Here is a 16,656-nt window from a genome sequence, read left to right as displayed (position 1 = left end):
GAGGATAATCCATTCTGAGTCATCGGAATGTTTGATAGCATTTTCTATCAATAAGCAAAAAGATGAACTTGTGAACAATCGACAGATGGAGGAATAAAAGATGTCGACGCCTACGGGTTTTATGGAATATAAAAGAGAGCTTCCGGGCGATCGCGATCCGCTAGAGCGCATTAAGGACTGGAACGAGTTCCACCGGATGTTCTCCGAAGATCAGCTTCGCACCCAAGGGGCCCGCTGCATGGACTGCGGAACCCCGTACTGTCATACCGGCATCGAGCTTGCGGGCAACGCTTCGGGCTGTCCGGTCAACAACCTCATTCCGGAATGGAACAACCTCGTGTATCGGGGATTGTGGAAGGAAGCTTACGAACGCCTTGCCAAGACGAACAACTTTCCGGAGTTTACGGGACGCGTCTGCCCGGCTCCGTGCGAAGGCTCCTGCACGGTCGGCCTGATCGGCGATCCGGTCACGATCAAGACGATCGAACAAGCCATTATCGACCGTGCGTTCGAGGAAGGCTGGGTCGTTCCGCAGCCGCCGAAGACGCGCACGGGCAAGAAGGTTGCCGTCGTCGGCTCCGGCCCGGCCGGCCTTGCCGCCGCGGCGCAACTGAACAAAGCCGGCCACACCGTAACCGTCTACGAACGGGCGGACCGCCTCGGCGGATTGCTCACCTACGGCATCCCGACGATGAAGCTGGAGAAGGATATCGTGCAGCGCCGCGTGGATTTGCTTGCCGCGGAAGGCATCACGTTCGTGACGAACACGGAAATCGGCAAAGACATTTCCTCGAAGCAGCTGCTGGAGGAGTTCGATTCCGTCGTGCTGTGCGGCGGGGCGACCCGGGCTCGCGGTCTGGGGAACATCGAGGGTGCGGATCTGAAGGGCATCTACCCCGCAATGGATTACCTGAACTCGACGATCAAGAGCTATCTCGATACCGGCCTTGCCGAAGGCACGTACATTTCCGGCAAAGGCAAGCACGTCATCGTCATCGGCGGCGGCGACACGGGCACCGACTGCGTGGCCACCGCGCTTCGTCACGGCTGCGAAAGCGTCACCCAATTCGGCACCCATGCGAAGGCGCCGCTGACGCGCGATCAAGTGAACAACCCTTGGCCGCAATTCCCGAACGTGTACACGCTGGACTACGCGCACGAAGAAGCGAAAGCTTTGTACGGCGAAGATCCGCGGGCGTTCTCGGTGCTTACGAAGAAGTTCGTCGGCGACGAGAACGGCAACGTGAAGGAGCTTCACACCGTGCAAATCCGCCGCTACGTGGACGAGCAAGGCCGCAAAATTTACGAGGAAATCCCGGGCACCGAAAAAGTATGGCCGGCCGATCTCGTGCTTGTCGCCGTCGGCTTCGAAGGTCCGGAACGGACGATCATCGACGAGCTTGAGCTTGAAACGGACCGCCGCTCCAACGTGAAGGCTTCGTACGGCAAATACAAGACGAACGTCGACAAAGTGTTCGCCGCCGGCGACATGCGCCGAGGACAAAGCCTCATCGTGTGGGCGATCAACGAAGGCCGCGAAGCCGCTCGCGAAGTCGACAAGTATTTGATGGGATCGACGATGCTTCCGTAAGAAGACGGGAATCATAAACGGATTGACGGGGGTTGTTCCGGAGCGCTTCGGCCGCTCGCCGGAGCAGCCTCTTTATTTTTGCGAAAGAGAGGCCTTCCAAGGTCCTAAATTGACCGTACCGTTTGAAGGGAGAAATCGGCATGATCCGTTACGGAGACGAAAGATTCCATGAATTGCGTTTCGCATCCTTCGAGCCGCGAGTCGAGCGCAGGGACGCGATGTGGGTGGATGTCGAGCTTCGGTTCAAGCTGGCCGAGGGGAGCGCCGTTCCGGACGATTTGATCGATCTTACGGCGCTCGTCATTTGCACGCACGGAGGCGATCCGATCCAAATCGTTCCGCAGGACGAAGGCATCGATTGCGAGTACCAGTTCACGGTTTTTGAAAAAGAACAGATCGAAGCTTTCGTGCGAAGCGGGCCGGTGCAGTCGGCGATCGCAAACGCGGTATCGGGCTGAAGGCGGCCGGGACCCGCTTCCCCCAAAACTTTCCTTTGTGGTACACTTGGACAAGGAGAGCCGAACGGAAGATGGGGGAAGGACGAAGATGGAAAGCTCAGCGCTGCTGTCGCCGACGGATGTTCGCGTTATCCGCCGTTATGTCCAAACCAAATACGAGCCTTTGCCCGGCAGCCGCAAGGCGGAGATCGTAGCGGACGCGGTTAGAAACGCCTTGTATCGACGGCTGCCCGATTTGCCCGAAGCGGTTCGCAAACGGCTCGCCGACGAGCTGATCCGGCGCTGCCTGGTGAAAGAGCGGCGCGAGGTCGGCCTGGAGGACGTGCTGGACGCTTGCGCCGAGATGCGGCCGCTCGGAGTCGATCTGGTCGGGCCGCTGTTGCGATGGGCGAACGAGCGCTCTCCGGGGCGCTGGAGCGCCGGGGAAATCGCCGCGAGAATAAGCGGCGGCGGGACGGCTTCTCCCGCGGCGGCGATGGAGCGGCCCGCGGCGCTGCCGGACGATCGGCGCGCGGCTTCTACGATCGGTTTTGCGGGAAGCCTGGCGCCCGAAGAGTCGGAACCGGCGGCTGTCGGGAGGAGGCTCTTTCCGCCGCGTCGGCAGGCGATCGGCGTTCTGTCGCTGCTCGCGCTGGCGGGAGGGCTTGCGGCGGGCACGATGATTTCGGTCGAAAGCCGGCAGGGGGCGGAACGGGCAAACGTGCCGGTTCCGGCTCCGGCCGCGACGGCGGCCGTCCAAACGCCGATCGAAGAAGATGCTGGCATGCCCGACTGGCTGACCTACGAAGAGTTCGATGCCGAAGCGGTCAAGCAATATTTGCGCGGCCGCGATTCGATGCTGGCGGACGAGCCTTATTTCGGAGCGATCGTGGAGGGCGCCCGCCGCTACGACGTGCATCCGCTGCTGCTGTTTGCGATTACCGGACAGGAGCAGGGCTTTGTGCCGAAATCGCACGAAAGGGCGGAGCGAATCGCCAATAATCCGTTTAACGTGTTTCACAGCTGGCAGGACTACAACACCGACATCGCGGATTCTTCCGCGATCGCCGCCAAGCTGATCGCCAAGCTGGGCAAGAGCAGGCCGGAGGGGGCCGAACCTTTTGCCTGGTTCAACCGTACGTACGCCGAAGATCCGAAGTGGTCGGACGGCGTTCGGCAAATTTTTGAAAAATTATCGGAATTATAAAAAGGAACCGGAGCGACTTCAGCCCGGTTCCTTCATTTTGACCAAGTAATTTCCGATGGCGGGAGGCACTTCGTTGAGCGAAGATAATGTAATAAACGCGCCTTGCGGCGAAGCTTCGATCGGGATGACGTTATAGGCCCACTCTTCTTCCCGCTTCAAATAAATCGAGTGAATGCCGCATTCGAGCGCCGGCATGACATCCGTTCGCAGCGAATTGCCGATCATCCAGGTGCGATCCAAATCGAATCTTCCGCTTTTGAGGATCGCGCGCAAAGCGGTCGTGTTCTTGTGCTGGCGAACGTAAATGCGGTCCTGAAAAAAGCGTTCGAGCCTCATTCGTTCGATTTTCCGGCGTTGAATCGCGGGCTCGCCCCCGGTATACAAATGAAGGCGATGTCCCTCCGCAATCAAAGTCTCCAGCGTTTCCTCCATATGCGGATAAGGCTCGACTTCGTGGTCGTAAACGCTGATTCCGAGCTGCCACAGCCATTGTTCGCGCTTGGCGTCGACGTCCACGCCATGCCGGCCGGCATAAAATCGGTACGTATCGACAAACGATTGCGGAAAGTGCTCGCTTTGGAAGCCGAGTACTTTGACTCCGGCGATATCGATTTCCGTATGCTTCTCGACAATGCTTTCCCTCGTCGCCCCGAACGGCGAAAACCATTCGAGCATCGCATCGGCGAATTGCTTCAACACTTCGTGAAAATATTTGTTGCAATAAATCAGCGTATCGTCCAGATCGAACAAAATGTTTTGCTTCATATTTTCGACTCCTTCAAACCAAACGTCGGATGTCTGGCTAATTCAGCATATCGATCCGCCTGACGGAAAGTGTCGGCGGGTCGACCGGGATGTATTCATTATCGCCTTGAATCGGGCGTTTGTAAATGAAGGGGAGGAGGCACACTACGTTGGTGCATGGTGAAATCATGCCAAAGAAGGGGAAACAGGAGGCGAATACGATGCCCAAAAATCGCAGCACGAAAGCAGACGACAGGCAAAATCTAGCGAATCGGAAGGAGGAAGCCGTTACGCCGAAATTGAACAAAATGTCGCGGCTTCCTCCGAACCTGAACCAAATCGACAAGAACGAAAATTCGTAGAGCGGCGTCAAGCGTATTTGCGGATTTTGTCCTGAAGGTCTCTCCGGATGAAGGCCAGTCGCTGGCGCACATAAAAATCGTAACTGCCCCCGCTCAGCTCGCGGGGGTTTACCATGTGCCCGTTATCGTTGTCGACAATAATCAACTTCCCGTCGGAGTAAAATTTGAAGGTCAGATCTCGTGACGGGCGGGTTCCCCTCGAAGGCTCCAAATACCGGAAATGTTCGCAGGTTACCATCCATCATTCCACCTTTGCCCAAAAGGATACAGAACGGATGTTCTTGTTTTTATTATAGCAAACATTTGTTCGTATGGAAAGGCGTTCCGTAATGAAATAAACTAGATTTATAGAAAAAAGCGAAGCACCACTCGCGGCAGAAGGAGTCATGGCGGCAATGATTACGATCAAGGGCTTGTCCCGCAAGCTACCGCAAGGCAAAAAGGTGTTGGAAGGAATCCATGGTCAACTCGAGCCGGGAACGTTCCTGGCGATTGTCGGACCGAGCGGAAGCGGCAAGTCGTCGTTGCTTCGCTGTCTGGCGCTGCGCGATCCGTGGACAAGCGGCGAATATTGGTTCGACGGCCGAAACGTTGGCCAAAGCAACGCGATCGAAAAGTGGAAGCTGCGCAGGCAGATCGCGTTTTTAGAGCAGAAGCCGATATTGCACGAGAAAAAAACGGCGCTGAAAAACGTCCTGATCGGGGCGGTCGGTCAAGTGTCCGCGTTCCGGAGATTTACGGGCATGGTTCGCAACGACGATTACATGGGCGCGATGGAAACGCTGGAGACGGTCGGCTTGATCGACCGCGCGCATCAGCAGGCGGAAAAGCTGAGCGGCGGCGAACGCCAGCGGGTGGCGATCGCGAGGGCGATCACGCACGGGGCGAAGCTGCTCCTCGCCGACGAACCGGTGTCGGGACTGGATCCGCATTCGGCGGAGGATATTATGGCGCTGCTGCGGAAGCTCGCCAAAGAAAACGGAGCGACGATCGTAATGGCCTTGCACCGGCTGGAGCTGGCCGAAAAGTTCGCGGACGAAATTTGGGGGCTCAACGGCGGAAGGCAAGTGATCGAAGCGCGGGGACGCCGGCTGACCGCGGCGGAGAAGGCGAAGCTGTCTTGACGCCGGAAATTCGCCCGCTCTCGTTCGCAAGAGGAGATGGGCCTCGCGATTCGGCTGGAGGCGGAGCGCTTCCCTCCGGAAACGGCGGCGGCGCGGAGGCGTACCGGTGTCGATGGGAACGGTTTCATCAAGACGGACTTTGCTTTGCGGAAACCGGCGTCTTCGGCTGCCGCAGGGCGACGCACGCATGAAATGACGATGACGTTCGATGAAAAAAACGGACGCGCGCCTCCGCAATGGCGATGGCGCCCTTCCGGACATGCGCGCGTCGCGATTCGCCTTATTCGGCGGACGGCGGCGTCTCTTGCCCGGAAGCGTTGCCCGCGTCGTCCTGCCGGGCCAGGTCGTGCAGCGACGTTATCGGCCCGTGCGGATGCTGAGCTTGCTTGCGGCTTTTCCAGGCGCTCTCTTTTCTTCGTTTGGACGAAGTCAACCGTACCACCTCCCGGTCGTCGTGTTCGCTTGCGTACCTATCGTGGCACGCGGGACGGCCGCTTATACTTCAAGCGGAATTGGATGGAGGGAACGAAACGATATGTCGACGGCAACCGTCCGTTTTCCGCTGCTTTCGGTCAATGTTTCGCTGGCGGAAACCGGGGTATACAAAAATAAGGAAACGAAATCCGGCATTTTCAAAAAGGCGGTGAAAGGACCGACGCGGCTTGGCCTGACGGGACTTCAGGGCGACGAACAGGCCGATCTGGTCAACCACGGAGGACCCGACCGGGCGATTTGCGCGTATAGCCGCGCCCATTACGGACATTGGGAAAAGGTGCTTCGCCGCAAGCTCGACTACGGGGCGTTCGGGGAAAATTTCACGCTGGATCGCGTGACGGAAGCCGACGTTTGCATCGGGGACGTATACGCGCTCGGGGCCGTCAAGCTGCAGATCAGCCAGCCCCGCCAACCGTGCTGGAAGCTGGCGATGAAATGGGGGCTGGACGAGCTTCCCGCGCTCGTGCTGGAATCCGGAGCGACGGGGTTTTATTTTCGCGTGCTGGAGACGGGGGCGGTCGACGCCGGCGAGCTCGTGTTGCTCGATCGTCCGGAGCGCGCCGTGACGGTCTCCGAAGTGAACCGGATCATGTTTTTCGACAAAGGGAATGCCGAAGGCATTCGCCGGGTGCTTCAGGCGGATGCGCTGTCCCAGGGCTGGAAGGATAAATTGAGCGCCCGGCTGGGCAAGCTGAGCGGGGAGGGATGATATGTTTCGGGAGTGTACGGTCGTCGTTACCGGCGCGGCCGGCGGCATCGGCCGCCATCTGTCCCGGGCCTACGCGGAGCGCGGGGCAAACGTCGTGTTGGGCGATACGGAGGACAGCGGCGGAGCCGAGCTGGCGCGCGACATTGGGGCTTCCGGCGGCAGCGCGGCGTTCGTCGCCGGGGATTTGACCCGTCCGGAGACGGCGGCGGAATGGATGGACGCCGCGATCGCGGCGTTCGGGCGGATCGATATTTTGATCAACAACGCCGGAATCGGCATATGGAAATCGCCTTTGGAATTGGAGCTCGAAGAGTGGGACCGCGTGCTGCAGATTAATTTGCGCGGAACGTTTTTGTGCTCCCGCGAAGCGGCAAAGCGAATGAAGGAAGGCGGAAGGGGCGGCTCCATCGTCAACATTTGCTCCACGCGCCATGCGATGTCCGAAGCGAATTCGGAAGCTTACGCCGCCTCCAAAGGGGGGATCGCGTCGCTGACCCATGCGCTGGCCGTTTCGCTGGGACCCGACCGGATTCGCGTCAACGCCGTCAGCCCGGGCTGGATCGAAACCGGCGATTACGCGGCTCTGCGCGAACGGGATCATGAGCAGCATCCGGCCGGGCGGGTCGGAACGCCGGACGACATCGTCCGGGCTTGCTTTTATTTGACCGATCCGGCCAACGACTTCGTGACCGGCATCAATTTGACCGTCGACGGCGGGATGACGCGGAAAATGATTTACGAGCCGTAAAAAGGCGAAACGCGAGCGAGTTGCGCGGAAAGCAGGCAGCGGCGCGCAAGAAGGAGGAACCCGAAGTTGAACGAAACGTTATCCCTGCTGATGAACCACCGTTCGATACGCCAGTTTGCAAGCGATCCGATCGGCGAGGACAAGCTCCATGCCATCGTCGCGGCCGGCCAGATGGCTTCCAGCTCGAGCAACGTTCAGGCATACAGCGTCATTGCCGTCACCGAGCCCGGGCTGAAGCGCCGCCTGGCGGAGCTTGCCGGCAATCAGGCGTACGTCGAGCAGTGTCCGGCGTTTCTCGTCTGGTGCGCCGATTTGCACCGGCTTCATTATTGCGCCGAGCTTCACGCTCCGGGCGAGGCGACGTTCGAGGATTCGGCCGAGAACCTGCTGGTCGCGACGATCGACGCCGCGCTGGCGGCGCAAAACGCGGCGGTGGCTGCCGAATCGCTCGGGCTCGGCATCGTCTATATAGGCGGCATCCGCAATCGGATAGCGGAAGTGTCCGAGCTGCTCGGGCTTCCCGATCGGGTATACCCGGCATTCGGCATGTGCGTGGGCGTTCCCGCCCAAGAGCCGATGCTCCGGCCGCGTTTGCCGCTCGAGGCCGTCCTGCACCGCAACCGGTATGACGCGGGCAAAACGGCCGGGCAAGTGGAACGCTATGACGAAACGATGTCGGCTTATTTGCGGGAGCGGACGGGAGGCCGGCAGGATACGCCCTGGTCCAAGCAGATGGCGGACCGGCTAGCGAAGCCGACCCGGATGCATATGAAACCGTTCCTGGAAGAGAAGGGATTTTTGCGACGATAATCAGGAATAATAACCGGTCTTGCCGTCCTCTGCGGGCGGGGCTTTTTGGCTCGGCTAAGAGGTCCTCAGCCGGTCGAATTGCTTAAAGAGAATGCCGCATCCCCGGCTCTCAGCTTTGAGCAAGCCGCCGGCCTCAAGCTTCCGGCTTCGGGTCCCGCATGCCGAACGCGCTCAGAAGCGCCAGGGCGCTCATCAAGGCGCCGTACAGGAACAGGTTGGCGATGCCGCCCGGCACGTCGTCGCCCGCGCGGCTCAGCAAACCGCCCATAATTGTCACCCCGACGGACGTGCCGATGTTGCGGACGAACATTTGCAGCGACGTGGATATCCCTTTGTCGTGAGGGCCGACGAACTGCTGCGCCCCGATCGTCGTGACCGTGAACAGCAGTCCGTAAGCGATCCCCTGCACGGTCATCGCGGTCGTCACGTAGGCGAAGCCGGCGCCTTCGCGAAGAAACAGCAGCATGACGCCGGAGAAGACCAGAATCGCGTTGCCGATCACGATCAGGCGGCTGTAGCCGTACTTCAGCACCCATTTCCCGGCGGGGACCGCGGTCAGCATCCAGCCGGCGGACATTCCGAGCAGCGACAGTCCGCTGACAAAGATCGAATAGCCTTCGTCCTGCAGAAACAGCGGGACGAAGCTGGACGTGCCGAACAGAGCCGCGCAGGCGAGCAGAAGGTTGAAGGCCATCCACCGGATAGGCCTGATTTTGAACAAGGACAGCGGAACGACCGGAGACGGGTGCTTGCGCTCGAAGAAGAAAAACCAGGCCAGAAACCCGAGGCCGCAAACGGCGAAAACGAGCGCGAGGCTTGCCGGCTCGACGACCGTAACCGACAGCAGCAGGCTGACTCCGAGCGTAAACAACGCCGCGCCATAGACGTCGACGGACGCGCGTTTCGGCACGTAGCCTTCCTTGTAGGCGAACAGCAGCGCCCATGCGATCAGGCAAAGCGGAATGTTGATCCAAAAAATCCATCTCCATCCGACGGTTTCCACGAACAGGCTGCCGACGAGCGGCGCGAGCACCGCAGACAATCCCCACATGCCCGTAAACAAAGCCTGAACTTTGCCGCGTTTCTCGACCGGGTACAAATCGCCGGCGATAATCATCGGAATCGGCGTAATCAGTCCGGCACCGATTCCTTGCACCGCCCGGTACAACACGAGCGACAGCATGCTGTCGGCGAAGCCGCAAAGCAGCGAACCGGCCAAAAAGACGAACAAGCCTACGCTATAGACCGTCTTGCGGCCGAACATATCCGAGATGCGGCCGGCAATCGGCGTCAACACGGTGCAGAAAATCATGTAAGAAGTAAAGGACCAGGCATAAAAGCTCATTCCGCCAAGCTCGTCGGCAATGGTCGGCATCGTCGTATTCGTAATCGTCGAATCCATCGAGGAAACGAGCATGGCGATGACTACGCTGGTCATGGCGGCCGTGCGGCTGGCGGGCCGGACGGTCGCCGAGCTGGTCGACATTTCCATTCCACTCCTTGCGGCAAACTATCAAATGTAGCTATTATAACAGTCCGGTATAGGTTAAGGAAGATGAACGCGGCGTTACGCCAAAAAATAAAGCGCTCCCTTTCGGGTTCCGACAGAAGCCGGGCAAGCAAAAAGATGCGATGCGGACCATAAAGATTTAATAAGTTGAATAAGGAGCGGCTAAAAGGAGGCGCTGACAAATGCCATACGTGCTGCGGAATCGCGTTAACGGAGAATTGTTGTCGCATGTGCGTCCGGGCGGGGAAGAAACCGCGCGATTGATGCTGTGGAGCGTTTTGCCGAATGAAGACGAGAAGCTGGAAGGACTGGAACGTTCGGGGAAAATCGCCCTGCTGCCGGAGAATAACGCGAGCAAGGGAAGGCATGCGGCCGAGTGGGAATTGGTGCAGGAAATCGGCCGTTGGCAGCCCGTCGAGCTGCGGGAGGAGCAAACGAAGCTTGCCGATGCGCTGCTGCTTGCCCGCAAGGGAAGAAGCGTGTATATGCGGAATGACGAACTTGTCGCCGAATAGGACGGCCGCCGAAAACATAATGCGGACGCCCTGGATATCCAGGGCGCCCGGGAACGAACGGGTCAAAGGCCATTCATGATCGTGTCGCGAAAAATAGTTAACGGGGTTAATGTTTTCGTTCCCAAGTCGCCCGCGAACACGGCGGCGATGTCGGCCTCGGGGACCAGGATCAGAAATTGTCCCGCGAAGCCTTGCGCGAACACGACGCGCGGACGGGTCTCTTGCTTGGCGCCGTCGGCGTCGATCCACCAATGATACCCGTACAAACCGTGCCGGCCCGTGGCGGGCAGGCGGGGAAGGGTGGACGTCTCGATCCACTCCCTTGAAACGACGAAGTCCCTTGCCAGCATCCGCCGGCAAGCAGCAATTGTCCGATTTTCAGCAAGTCCGCCGGACGGAGCTTAAGGCCGAACCCGCCGATCGAAATGCCTTGGCGATCGGACGGCCAATCCCAGTCGTCGATGCCGAGCGGAGCGAACAAATGCCGGCCGGCATAGGCGGACGCCGTCATGCCCGTCGCTTTCTGGAGGACGGCGCTCAGCAGATGGGAGCATCCCGAATTGTAAATCATTTTTTTTCCGGGAGGGTCCGTCATTTTCGCGTCGAGAACGAAGCGGATCCAGTCCGCCTCATGCTCCCCCGGCGGCGGAAGGCTTCCCCACGCTCCGGCTTCCTTCCACTCCATGCCCGGCGACATGGACAGCAAATGCTCGAGCGTAATCGCCCTTTTATCGGGCGGGACGCCGTCGACGAAGTCGGAGAGTAGGGCGCCCAACGAAGGAAGCTCGCCCCGCTTTAGCGCGATGCCGATCAGCAGGGACAGCACGCTTTTGGTGACGGAATTGACTTTATGCGGCTCCCGCTCGAATTCGGGTTTGCGGTAATGCCGGTAAACGAGACGCCGATTCCGCAGCACGAGACAGGCATCGATTTTGACTTGGCGGATCCGGTAGTCCAGCTCGTCCAGCGCCGTCGGGCGCAGCGAATACATGTTGCCCATTCATCCCCCACCTTGATTACAGGATTAAAGCGCGAAAAGACGCCGGGCGTCCTGTCGGCTTGCGGTTAAACGTACATTCTTTTTTAATAATAGCTTATCGTTGGCATCACGTCCGTCTTTTTATGCTATAATGAGAGACAATGTACGCTTGCATCTGCAGCACTGCGGGAGGGAACAACTGATGATTCGGCGTTTTGTCATCGAGGCGGTCATGCTGGCCACGTACGGCCAACTGCTTCTGCCGAAACGTCCTGTCGAATACAGGATTCCATATTCAACGGTTATGGAGCTGTACGATATGAAGGACAGCCCGGAGCCGATCATGCCGGAGCCGGGAGACGACGAGTACGTCAAGGCCAGAATCGAAGAAATGATAAGCTATTTCGAAGATCCGTTCAACCGGAAAAAGCTCGAGCGAGCGCTGGTCGCGCCGTGGCGGGAAAGTCCGCCCCTGCCGATCAACGAGCACGTCACGCTCATTGTCGTCAACGCGGTGGAAAACATGCAATACGGAGAAATGCTGGACCCGATCGAAACCGAGCTCGTCCTAACTTCGTTGCGCTTGCAATGCCCGATTTTATCGGATCAGATCGAGTTTCAGGACAAAGTCATCCAGAACAGCATTCCGGTGTTGCTTTACGATATCGACGACTTTGAATTCGCGCTCGAGGAAGACGTTCCGAGTCCCGACGGAACTTTCAAATAAAGCGGGTATCCAGGAAGCTGCCGAAAGTTCCGGCGGCTTTTTTTCGTTTCTAACCGTTTGTGTTCCACCGGCCGGAAGTATGATAAAATAAAGCGGATTCGATCTCAATTTGAGGAGGAACTCTCGTGCTGGTTTCGACGACGAATAGCGTGGAAGGTCACCGCATTACGAGTTATTACGGTCTTGTTACGGGCGAGGCGATTTTGGGCGCCAACATCGTCCGCGACTTTTTGGCTTCGATCACCGATGTGATCGGGGGCCGTTCGGGTACATACGAAAATAAATTGAAGGAAGCCCGCGACACGGCGATTTCCGAAATGGTGGCGGACGCCCAGCGGATGGGCGCGAACGCGATCGTCGGCGTCGATCTCGATTACGAGGTGATCCGCGACGGCATGCTGATGGTGACGGTCAGCGGAACCGCCGTGCTGGTGGAATAAGACGGAACAGGTCGGGGCGAAGGCGAACGGAGGCCGGGAACGGCCGCAGCCCGCGCATTAATTTCGCAGCGCAAGCAAATACTGGGACAAGACTTAGCGAAAAAGGCGGGTGCTTGTCCCATGTGTCAACGGTTTTCCTTAACGGCCGAATTGCCGGAGCTGAGCGCGAAATTCGGCATCGGCAGGGTGGAGAGCGAATATCGTCCGCGTTACAATATTTCGCCGACCCAGACGATCCCGATTATCGTCGAGGACGGCAGCGAGCGCGTGCTGTTCGACGCCAGGTGGGGCTTCATTCCCTACTGGTCCAAAGACGCCGTCAACGCGGACGGCCGGTCCGTCGGCGACCGGTCGATTTTCAAGCGCATCGTCAACAAACAGCGGTGCGTCATCCCGTGCAGCGGCTTCTACGGCTGGATGACAAGCGGAAAAGTGCGCCAGCCGGTCCGGTTCGTGTTTCGCGATCGGCGAACGTTCGCGGTTCCGGGATTTTACGAGGTGTGGCCGCGCGTTTACGAAGCCGAAATCCGCGCCTGCACGATGGTGACGACGGCGGCGAGCGGCATCGTGCAGGGCTATGCCGACCGGATGCCCGCATTGCTGGACGAAGACGGCGTCGACGCATGGCTGAGCGAAGGGAACGTCGAGTACCGCAAGGTGTTTTCGGCGGTGCGGGAATTGTCCGAACGGGACTTGGACATGTATCCCGTAGGCGCTTTCGTGAACGATGCGGCGAACGAATCGCCGGCCTGCGCGGAGCCGATCCAGGCGGCGTTCGCGGCATTGCGCAGATGAATGACGAAGAGCCCCGCAACGATCGTCCGCGCGGGGGCTCTTCATTGGCGAAGGGGAGAGAATGTTGGACAAGACCGTAAAGGTCGTTTTGTTGTCCGGCTTTTTGGGCAGCGGGAAAACGACGCTCCTGAAACGCCTGGTCGACGAGGCCGAAGCTAAGGGGCTGAGATCGGCCGTACTGATGAACGAGGCGGGGGACGTCAATTTGGACGGGCTGGCCGTGGACGCCTCCGTCCCGATGGCGGAAATGCTCGGCGGCTGCATATGCTGCACGATACGCGCCGATGTCGGCGTGGAGCTGATGCAGCTCGCGAAGACGCACCGCCCGGATATCGTCTGGATCGAATCGACCGGCATCGCGCATCCGCTGGAAATTATGGATGCCGTATCGGACGCCTCCATGTACGAGAAAATCGAGCTTGCCGCTGTCGCGACGGTCGCGGATGCGCGTCATTTGCTGGACCGGGTTCGCATCGGCGGCGGCAAAACGCTGAAGCTGATGATCGAGCAAATTCGCGCCTCGACGCTGCTCGTGCTGAACAAGACGGATCTGATCGGCGAAGCGGAGCGGCTCGAACTGATCGATTGGCTTCGGGGCTGGAACGCGGATGCGGAAATCGTGCCGGCCGTCCGCTGCGATCTCGGGTTTTCGTTTATCGAAAAAGGACTCGGGGAAGGCGGGCGGGCGCAAGGGCCGAATCCCGGCAAAGGCGGGGGCGCCGATCGGGACGAGCCCGAACGGGAACCCGGCCAACGCGAGCAGGACAGCGAGCATGACCTCACGCACGAACATGACCACGAGCACAAGCACGACCGCGATCATGCGCACGTTCACCATCATATCGGAGCGGCAACCTGTTATTTGGACGGACCGCTGGACAGCCATGCCTTCGAAAGCTGGCTTCGGGCGTTGCCCGACAACATTTACCGCGCCAAGGGAATCGTCACGTTTCGCGACACCGCCAGCCGGTTTTTATTTCAGTATGCGTACCGCGAGCTTGATTTTATGCGGATCACGCCGCAAAAGACGGTCCACGACGTGGCCGTCTTCATCGGCGAGGATATTCCGAAACGGGAGCTCGAACGGGAGCTTCGCCGTTTGGTCGAATCCTCGGGCGCATAAATGGTTAGCGTCGGCGGCTCGGCGTTCGGTTACAGGACGCGTCTTGCCGTCGTGTAGTGGTCGTCCCACCAGCCGGAATTCAGGTTCGAAATCGTCACGCCGGGCGAGCCGTACGTGTGCATAATTTTGCCGTTGCCGATATAGATGGCGACGTGGTGAACCGGCGAATAGAAGAAGACGAGGTCGCCGGGCTTCAAGTTGCTGCGGGAGACATATTTGCCGACCTTGGACTGCGCGTTGGACGTGCGCGGCAGCGTGATTCCTTGCAGGCCGTACAAGTACTTGGTGAACGACGAGCAGTCGAAGGAACTCGTATTTCCGACTTTGGCGCCGAACTTGTACTTGACGCCGAGATATTGCTTGCCTTTGGAAATAATCTTGCTTGCCTTGCTCGTGGACGATACCGTCGCCGCGCTGGCTTTGGCGGGCGCCGCTTCGAGCGCTCCGGTGAACATCACCGAAAGGGCGATGCCGGTAGCGGCAATCGTTTTGAAAATCGCTTTATTCGTCATCATAGAGGGAACCTCCTGAGTCGTTGTTGTTTTGGACATGCTCCACTATATCACGTATTTCTCAACCACCATTTCCCTCTAAGAGATTCGAAGCTTGGCAGGACTGGATGAAACTCGGTTCATGAGAAAAACATAAGAAAATTTTCATTTTTGCCTGAAAATAAAAAAGAAAGGGGGCGATCCTATGGAAGTCGAAATCATCGGCGCGGAATTGAAGCACGATGAAGTGCAGGGGTACGTGGGGCAGGTCCGCTTTTCCGTAAAAGGGCACAAGCAGCCGTACGAAATGACGCTGCAGAGCGACAAGGGAAGCGAGTGGAGTTATTCGCTGCTGTTTTTGAACGAGTCGGGGGACGAGGACGAAATCGTGGCGGTGGAGGACGAAATCGACCGCAACGACGAGTTGTTCGAGCGGCTCGTGGCGGCGGCCCAGGATGCCATGGCTTAACGGCTATAAACGAAACCGGCCGCAGTCCGCGCTCCGTAACGGAGCCCGAACTGCGGCCGGCGACAAAAGCTTCGATTATTTGACGACCAGGACCGGAATTTTCGCGTGTTGGACGACGTTATGGCTGACGCTCCCCAGCACGAATTCGCGAATGGCGCCGAGTCCGCGGCTGCCGGTTACGATCAGATCGACCCCGTTTTGCTCGGCGAAATCGAGAAGGGTGCGCGAGGGATCGCCTTGCAGCAGGTGATATTCGGCGGAAACGGCGTCGCCCGCGATTTCTTTCGCCGCTTCGAGCCGCCGGTACGACTCCTCTTCGTATTGCTCGGCCCAGGTTGGCGGAGCGGTGATGAGCATGTCTCCGGAATTCATGATCGGAAGCCTGTAGACGTGTACGACCGACAATTTGGAGCTTGCGGCTTTTGCCAATTCGATGGCATGCTCCAACGCTTTGCGGGAAAGATTCGACCCGTCGAATGCGGCTAAAATGTGAGTGTAGCCCATCGCAAACACCTCGTCGCTGGATTGGATTTTATGGCCTGCCTCTATATTAAACCACTTAAAATGAAAACGAAACGCAAAACGGGAGGACCCGCCTCCATTTCTCAAAAAATTCGCACAACTTTCTTCGAATATTCGGTTGATTTCCTGCGATTGGTAAGATAAAATAATTGATCCGTGTTCAAAGTCGCAGGGAGGGTCGAACATGTCGTCGGAATCGAGATTCATGGAAGAAGAGAAACGGCTTCGGGAAGTCCGCGGCCAAATCAGGGAACAGCTTAACGCCATCGGTCCGAAATATACGGGCAACGACTACACCGAGCAGGTGCTGGACGCGCACCGACAGGAACGCAAGGCGCGGCTGACCGTCAGCGATCGGGAACCTTACTTCGGGCGGCTCGATTTTCGCGAGGAAGGAAAGGACGGCCCGTTGCCGATCTACATCGGCAAATTCGGCGTCAGCGACGAAAAGACGCAGCAGCCGCTCGTCATCGATTGGCGGGCGCCGGTTTCCAGTCTGTTCTATTCGTTCGCCGGCGGCGATTCCGCGGTTCAATACGAGTCGCCCGAAGGAACGATCGGCGGAACGGTTTCGTTGAAACGGAATTTGCTTATTCGCGAAGGCGAACTGCAGCGAGTCGTCGACAGCTATGCCGAAGGCCGGGACTTGGGCGGAGTGACGGACGAGTTTTTGCTGCATCGGCTAGGAGAAAGCAAGGACAACCGGCTGCGGGATATCGTATCGACGATCCAGCAGGAACAGGACGCCATTATTCGTACGGAAAAAAATAATCCGGCTCAAGCTGCTTTACCGCGGCAGGCTGACTCCGCTGATCGGGCCGGGTGAGGAATAGCCCGCGATTTGCTATAATCTTCTCG

22 protein-coding genes are annotated in these 16,656 nt (G+C 58.6%); 15 read left to right on the top strand and 7 right to left on the bottom strand.

The features are described from left to right. Window positions 1-100 precede the first annotated feature (100 nt). The 3 genes from JW799_RS22255 (at window position 101) to JW799_RS22245 (ending at window position 3,235) form a co-directional block, all read left to right on the top strand. Window positions 101-1,591: a glutamate synthase subunit beta gene (locus tag JW799_RS22255; RefSeq protein ID WP_080839558.1), complete on the top strand. Its 1,491-nt coding sequence runs from the start codon at window positions 101-103 to the stop codon at window positions 1,589-1,591. 140 nt (window positions 1,592-1,731) lie between these two features. Then, the gene (locus tag JW799_RS22250) at window positions 1,732-2,049 is read left to right on the top strand and encodes a hypothetical protein (RefSeq protein WP_080839556.1); all 318 of its coding nucleotides are present in this window, start codon (window positions 1,732-1,734) and stop codon (window positions 2,047-2,049) included. 88 nt (window positions 2,050-2,137) lie between these two features. Beyond that, a complete protein-coding gene (locus JW799_RS22245) occupies window positions 2,138-3,235 on the top strand; it encodes a glucosaminidase domain-containing protein (protein ID WP_205431743.1) in 1,098 nt (365 codons plus the stop codon). A gap of 18 nt (window positions 3,236-3,253) precedes the next feature. Here the strand turns inward: JW799_RS22245 and JW799_RS22240 are convergent, their stop codons facing one another. Next, window positions 3,254-4,000: an HAD family hydrolase gene (locus tag JW799_RS22240; RefSeq protein ID WP_080839552.1), complete on the bottom strand. Its 747-nt coding sequence runs from the start codon at window positions 3,998-4,000 to the stop codon at window positions 3,254-3,256. A gap of 200 nt (window positions 4,001-4,200) precedes the next feature. Here JW799_RS22240 and JW799_RS22235 point away from each other — a divergent pair, with 200 nt between their 5' ends. Further along, window positions 4,201-4,341 carry a hypothetical protein gene (locus JW799_RS22235; RefSeq protein WP_205431741.1) on the top strand — a complete coding sequence of 47 codons (141 nt, stop codon included), beginning with the start codon at window positions 4,201-4,203 and terminating at the stop codon, window positions 4,339-4,341. Between the two features lie 7 nt (window positions 4,342-4,348). Here the strand turns inward: JW799_RS22235 and JW799_RS22230 are convergent, their stop codons facing one another. Next, window positions 4,349-4,579: a hypothetical protein gene (locus JW799_RS22230; protein WP_080839551.1), complete on the bottom strand. Its 231-nt coding sequence runs from the start codon at window positions 4,577-4,579 to the stop codon at window positions 4,349-4,351. A 157-nt stretch (window positions 4,580-4,736) separates the two neighbouring features. Between JW799_RS22230 and JW799_RS22225 the strand changes: the two genes are divergently transcribed. Beyond that, the gene (locus tag JW799_RS22225; protein ID WP_080839549.1) at window positions 4,737-5,465 is read left to right on the top strand and encodes a phosphonate ABC transporter ATP-binding protein; all 729 of its coding nucleotides are present in this window, start codon (window positions 4,737-4,739) and stop codon (window positions 5,463-5,465) included. A 280-nt stretch (window positions 5,466-5,745) separates the two neighbouring features. On the opposite strand, the gene JW799_RS22220 is transcribed toward JW799_RS22225, so the two are convergent. After that, on the bottom strand, window positions 5,746-5,898 hold the full coding sequence (locus JW799_RS22220) for a DUF6254 family protein (RefSeq protein WP_176220876.1): 153 nt from the start codon (window positions 5,896-5,898) through the stop codon (window positions 5,746-5,748). 102 nt (window positions 5,899-6,000) lie between these two features. Between JW799_RS22220 and JW799_RS22215 the strand changes: the two genes are divergently transcribed. The 3 genes from JW799_RS22215 to nfsA all read left to right on the top strand — a co-directional run bounded on the left by JW799_RS22215 (window position 6,001) and on the right by nfsA (window position 8,227). Continuing rightward, a complete protein-coding gene (locus JW799_RS22215; protein WP_176220875.1) occupies window positions 6,001-6,669 on the top strand; it encodes an MOSC domain-containing protein in 669 nt (222 codons plus the stop codon). Window position 6,670: 1 nt separating this feature from the next. Next, the gene (locus JW799_RS22210; RefSeq protein ID WP_080839543.1) at window positions 6,671-7,417 is read left to right on the top strand and encodes an SDR family NAD(P)-dependent oxidoreductase; all 747 of its coding nucleotides are present in this window, start codon (window positions 6,671-6,673) and stop codon (window positions 7,415-7,417) included. A 66-nt stretch (window positions 7,418-7,483) separates the two neighbouring features. Continuing rightward, the gene (nfsA, locus tag JW799_RS22205) at window positions 7,484-8,227 is read left to right on the top strand and encodes an oxygen-insensitive NADPH nitroreductase (RefSeq protein WP_205431738.1); all 744 of its coding nucleotides are present in this window, start codon (window positions 7,484-7,486) and stop codon (window positions 8,225-8,227) included. 133 nt (window positions 8,228-8,360) lie between these two features. Here the strand turns inward: nfsA and JW799_RS22200 are convergent, their stop codons facing one another. Continuing rightward, window positions 8,361-9,713 (bottom strand): MFS transporter, encoded by a 1,353-nt coding sequence (locus JW799_RS22200; RefSeq protein WP_205431736.1) that lies wholly within the window; start codon window positions 9,711-9,713, stop codon window positions 8,361-8,363. Window positions 9,714-9,919: 206 nt separating this feature from the next. Between JW799_RS22200 and JW799_RS22195 the strand changes: the two genes are divergently transcribed. Continuing rightward, window positions 9,920-10,252: a hypothetical protein gene (locus JW799_RS22195; protein ID WP_080839536.1), complete on the top strand. Its 333-nt coding sequence runs from the start codon at window positions 9,920-9,922 to the stop codon at window positions 10,250-10,252. A gap of 169 nt (window positions 10,253-10,421) precedes the next feature. Here JW799_RS22195 and JW799_RS22190 read toward each other — a convergent pair whose 3' ends face one another. Next, entirely contained in the window at window positions 10,422-11,252 is an 831-nt protein-coding gene (locus tag JW799_RS22190; RefSeq protein ID WP_205431734.1) for a serine hydrolase domain-containing protein, read from the bottom strand. Window positions 11,253-11,433: 181 nt separating this feature from the next. On the opposite strand from JW799_RS22190, the gene JW799_RS22185 reads away from it, so the two are divergent. From JW799_RS22185 to JW799_RS22170, 4 genes are all read left to right on the top strand, one after another. Next, entirely contained in the window at window positions 11,434-11,958 is a 525-nt protein-coding gene (locus tag JW799_RS22185) for an ADP-heptose synthase (protein ID WP_080839532.1), read from the top strand. A gap of 125 nt (window positions 11,959-12,083) precedes the next feature. Next, window positions 12,084-12,398 carry a YbjQ family protein gene (locus JW799_RS22180; protein ID WP_080839530.1) on the top strand — a complete coding sequence of 105 codons (315 nt, stop codon included), beginning with the start codon at window positions 12,084-12,086 and terminating at the stop codon, window positions 12,396-12,398. 120 nt (window positions 12,399-12,518) lie between these two features. Continuing rightward, entirely contained in the window at window positions 12,519-13,193 is a 675-nt protein-coding gene (locus tag JW799_RS22175; RefSeq protein ID WP_205431732.1) for an SOS response-associated peptidase, read from the top strand. 61 nt (window positions 13,194-13,254) lie between these two features. Further along, window positions 13,255-14,316 carry a CobW family GTP-binding protein gene (locus JW799_RS22170; protein ID WP_205431729.1) on the top strand — a complete coding sequence of 354 codons (1,062 nt, stop codon included), beginning with the start codon at window positions 13,255-13,257 and terminating at the stop codon, window positions 14,314-14,316. A gap of 29 nt (window positions 14,317-14,345) precedes the next feature. On the opposite strand, the gene JW799_RS22165 is transcribed toward JW799_RS22170, so the two are convergent. Continuing rightward, complete coding sequence (locus JW799_RS22165) at window positions 14,346-14,831, bottom strand: C40 family peptidase (protein ID WP_420830653.1); 486 nt, start codon at window positions 14,829-14,831, stop codon at window positions 14,346-14,348. Window positions 14,832-15,012: 181 nt separating this feature from the next. On the opposite strand from JW799_RS22165, the gene JW799_RS22160 reads away from it, so the two are divergent. After that, complete coding sequence (locus JW799_RS22160) at window positions 15,013-15,276, top strand: hypothetical protein (protein WP_080839525.1); 264 nt, start codon at window positions 15,013-15,015, stop codon at window positions 15,274-15,276. Between the two features lie 75 nt (window positions 15,277-15,351). Here JW799_RS22160 and JW799_RS22155 read toward each other — a convergent pair whose 3' ends face one another. Further along, window positions 15,352-15,780, bottom strand: coding sequence for a universal stress protein (locus JW799_RS22155; RefSeq protein WP_080839523.1), 429 nt, complete (start codon window positions 15,778-15,780; stop codon window positions 15,352-15,354). Window positions 15,781-15,982: 202 nt separating this feature from the next. Between JW799_RS22155 and JW799_RS22150 the strand changes: the two genes are divergently transcribed. Further along, a complete protein-coding gene (locus JW799_RS22150; protein ID WP_205431727.1) occupies window positions 15,983-16,624 on the top strand; it encodes a helicase domain-containing protein in 642 nt (213 codons plus the stop codon). Window positions 16,625-16,656: the final 32 nt, after the last annotated feature.

This window comes from Cohnella algarum (genome assembly GCF_016937515.1).
In the GTDB taxonomy this organism is placed as follows: domain Bacteria; phylum Bacillota; class Bacilli; order Paenibacillales; family Paenibacillaceae; genus Cohnella; species Cohnella algarum.
This window is presented reverse-complemented; position numbering and strand designations above follow the sequence as displayed.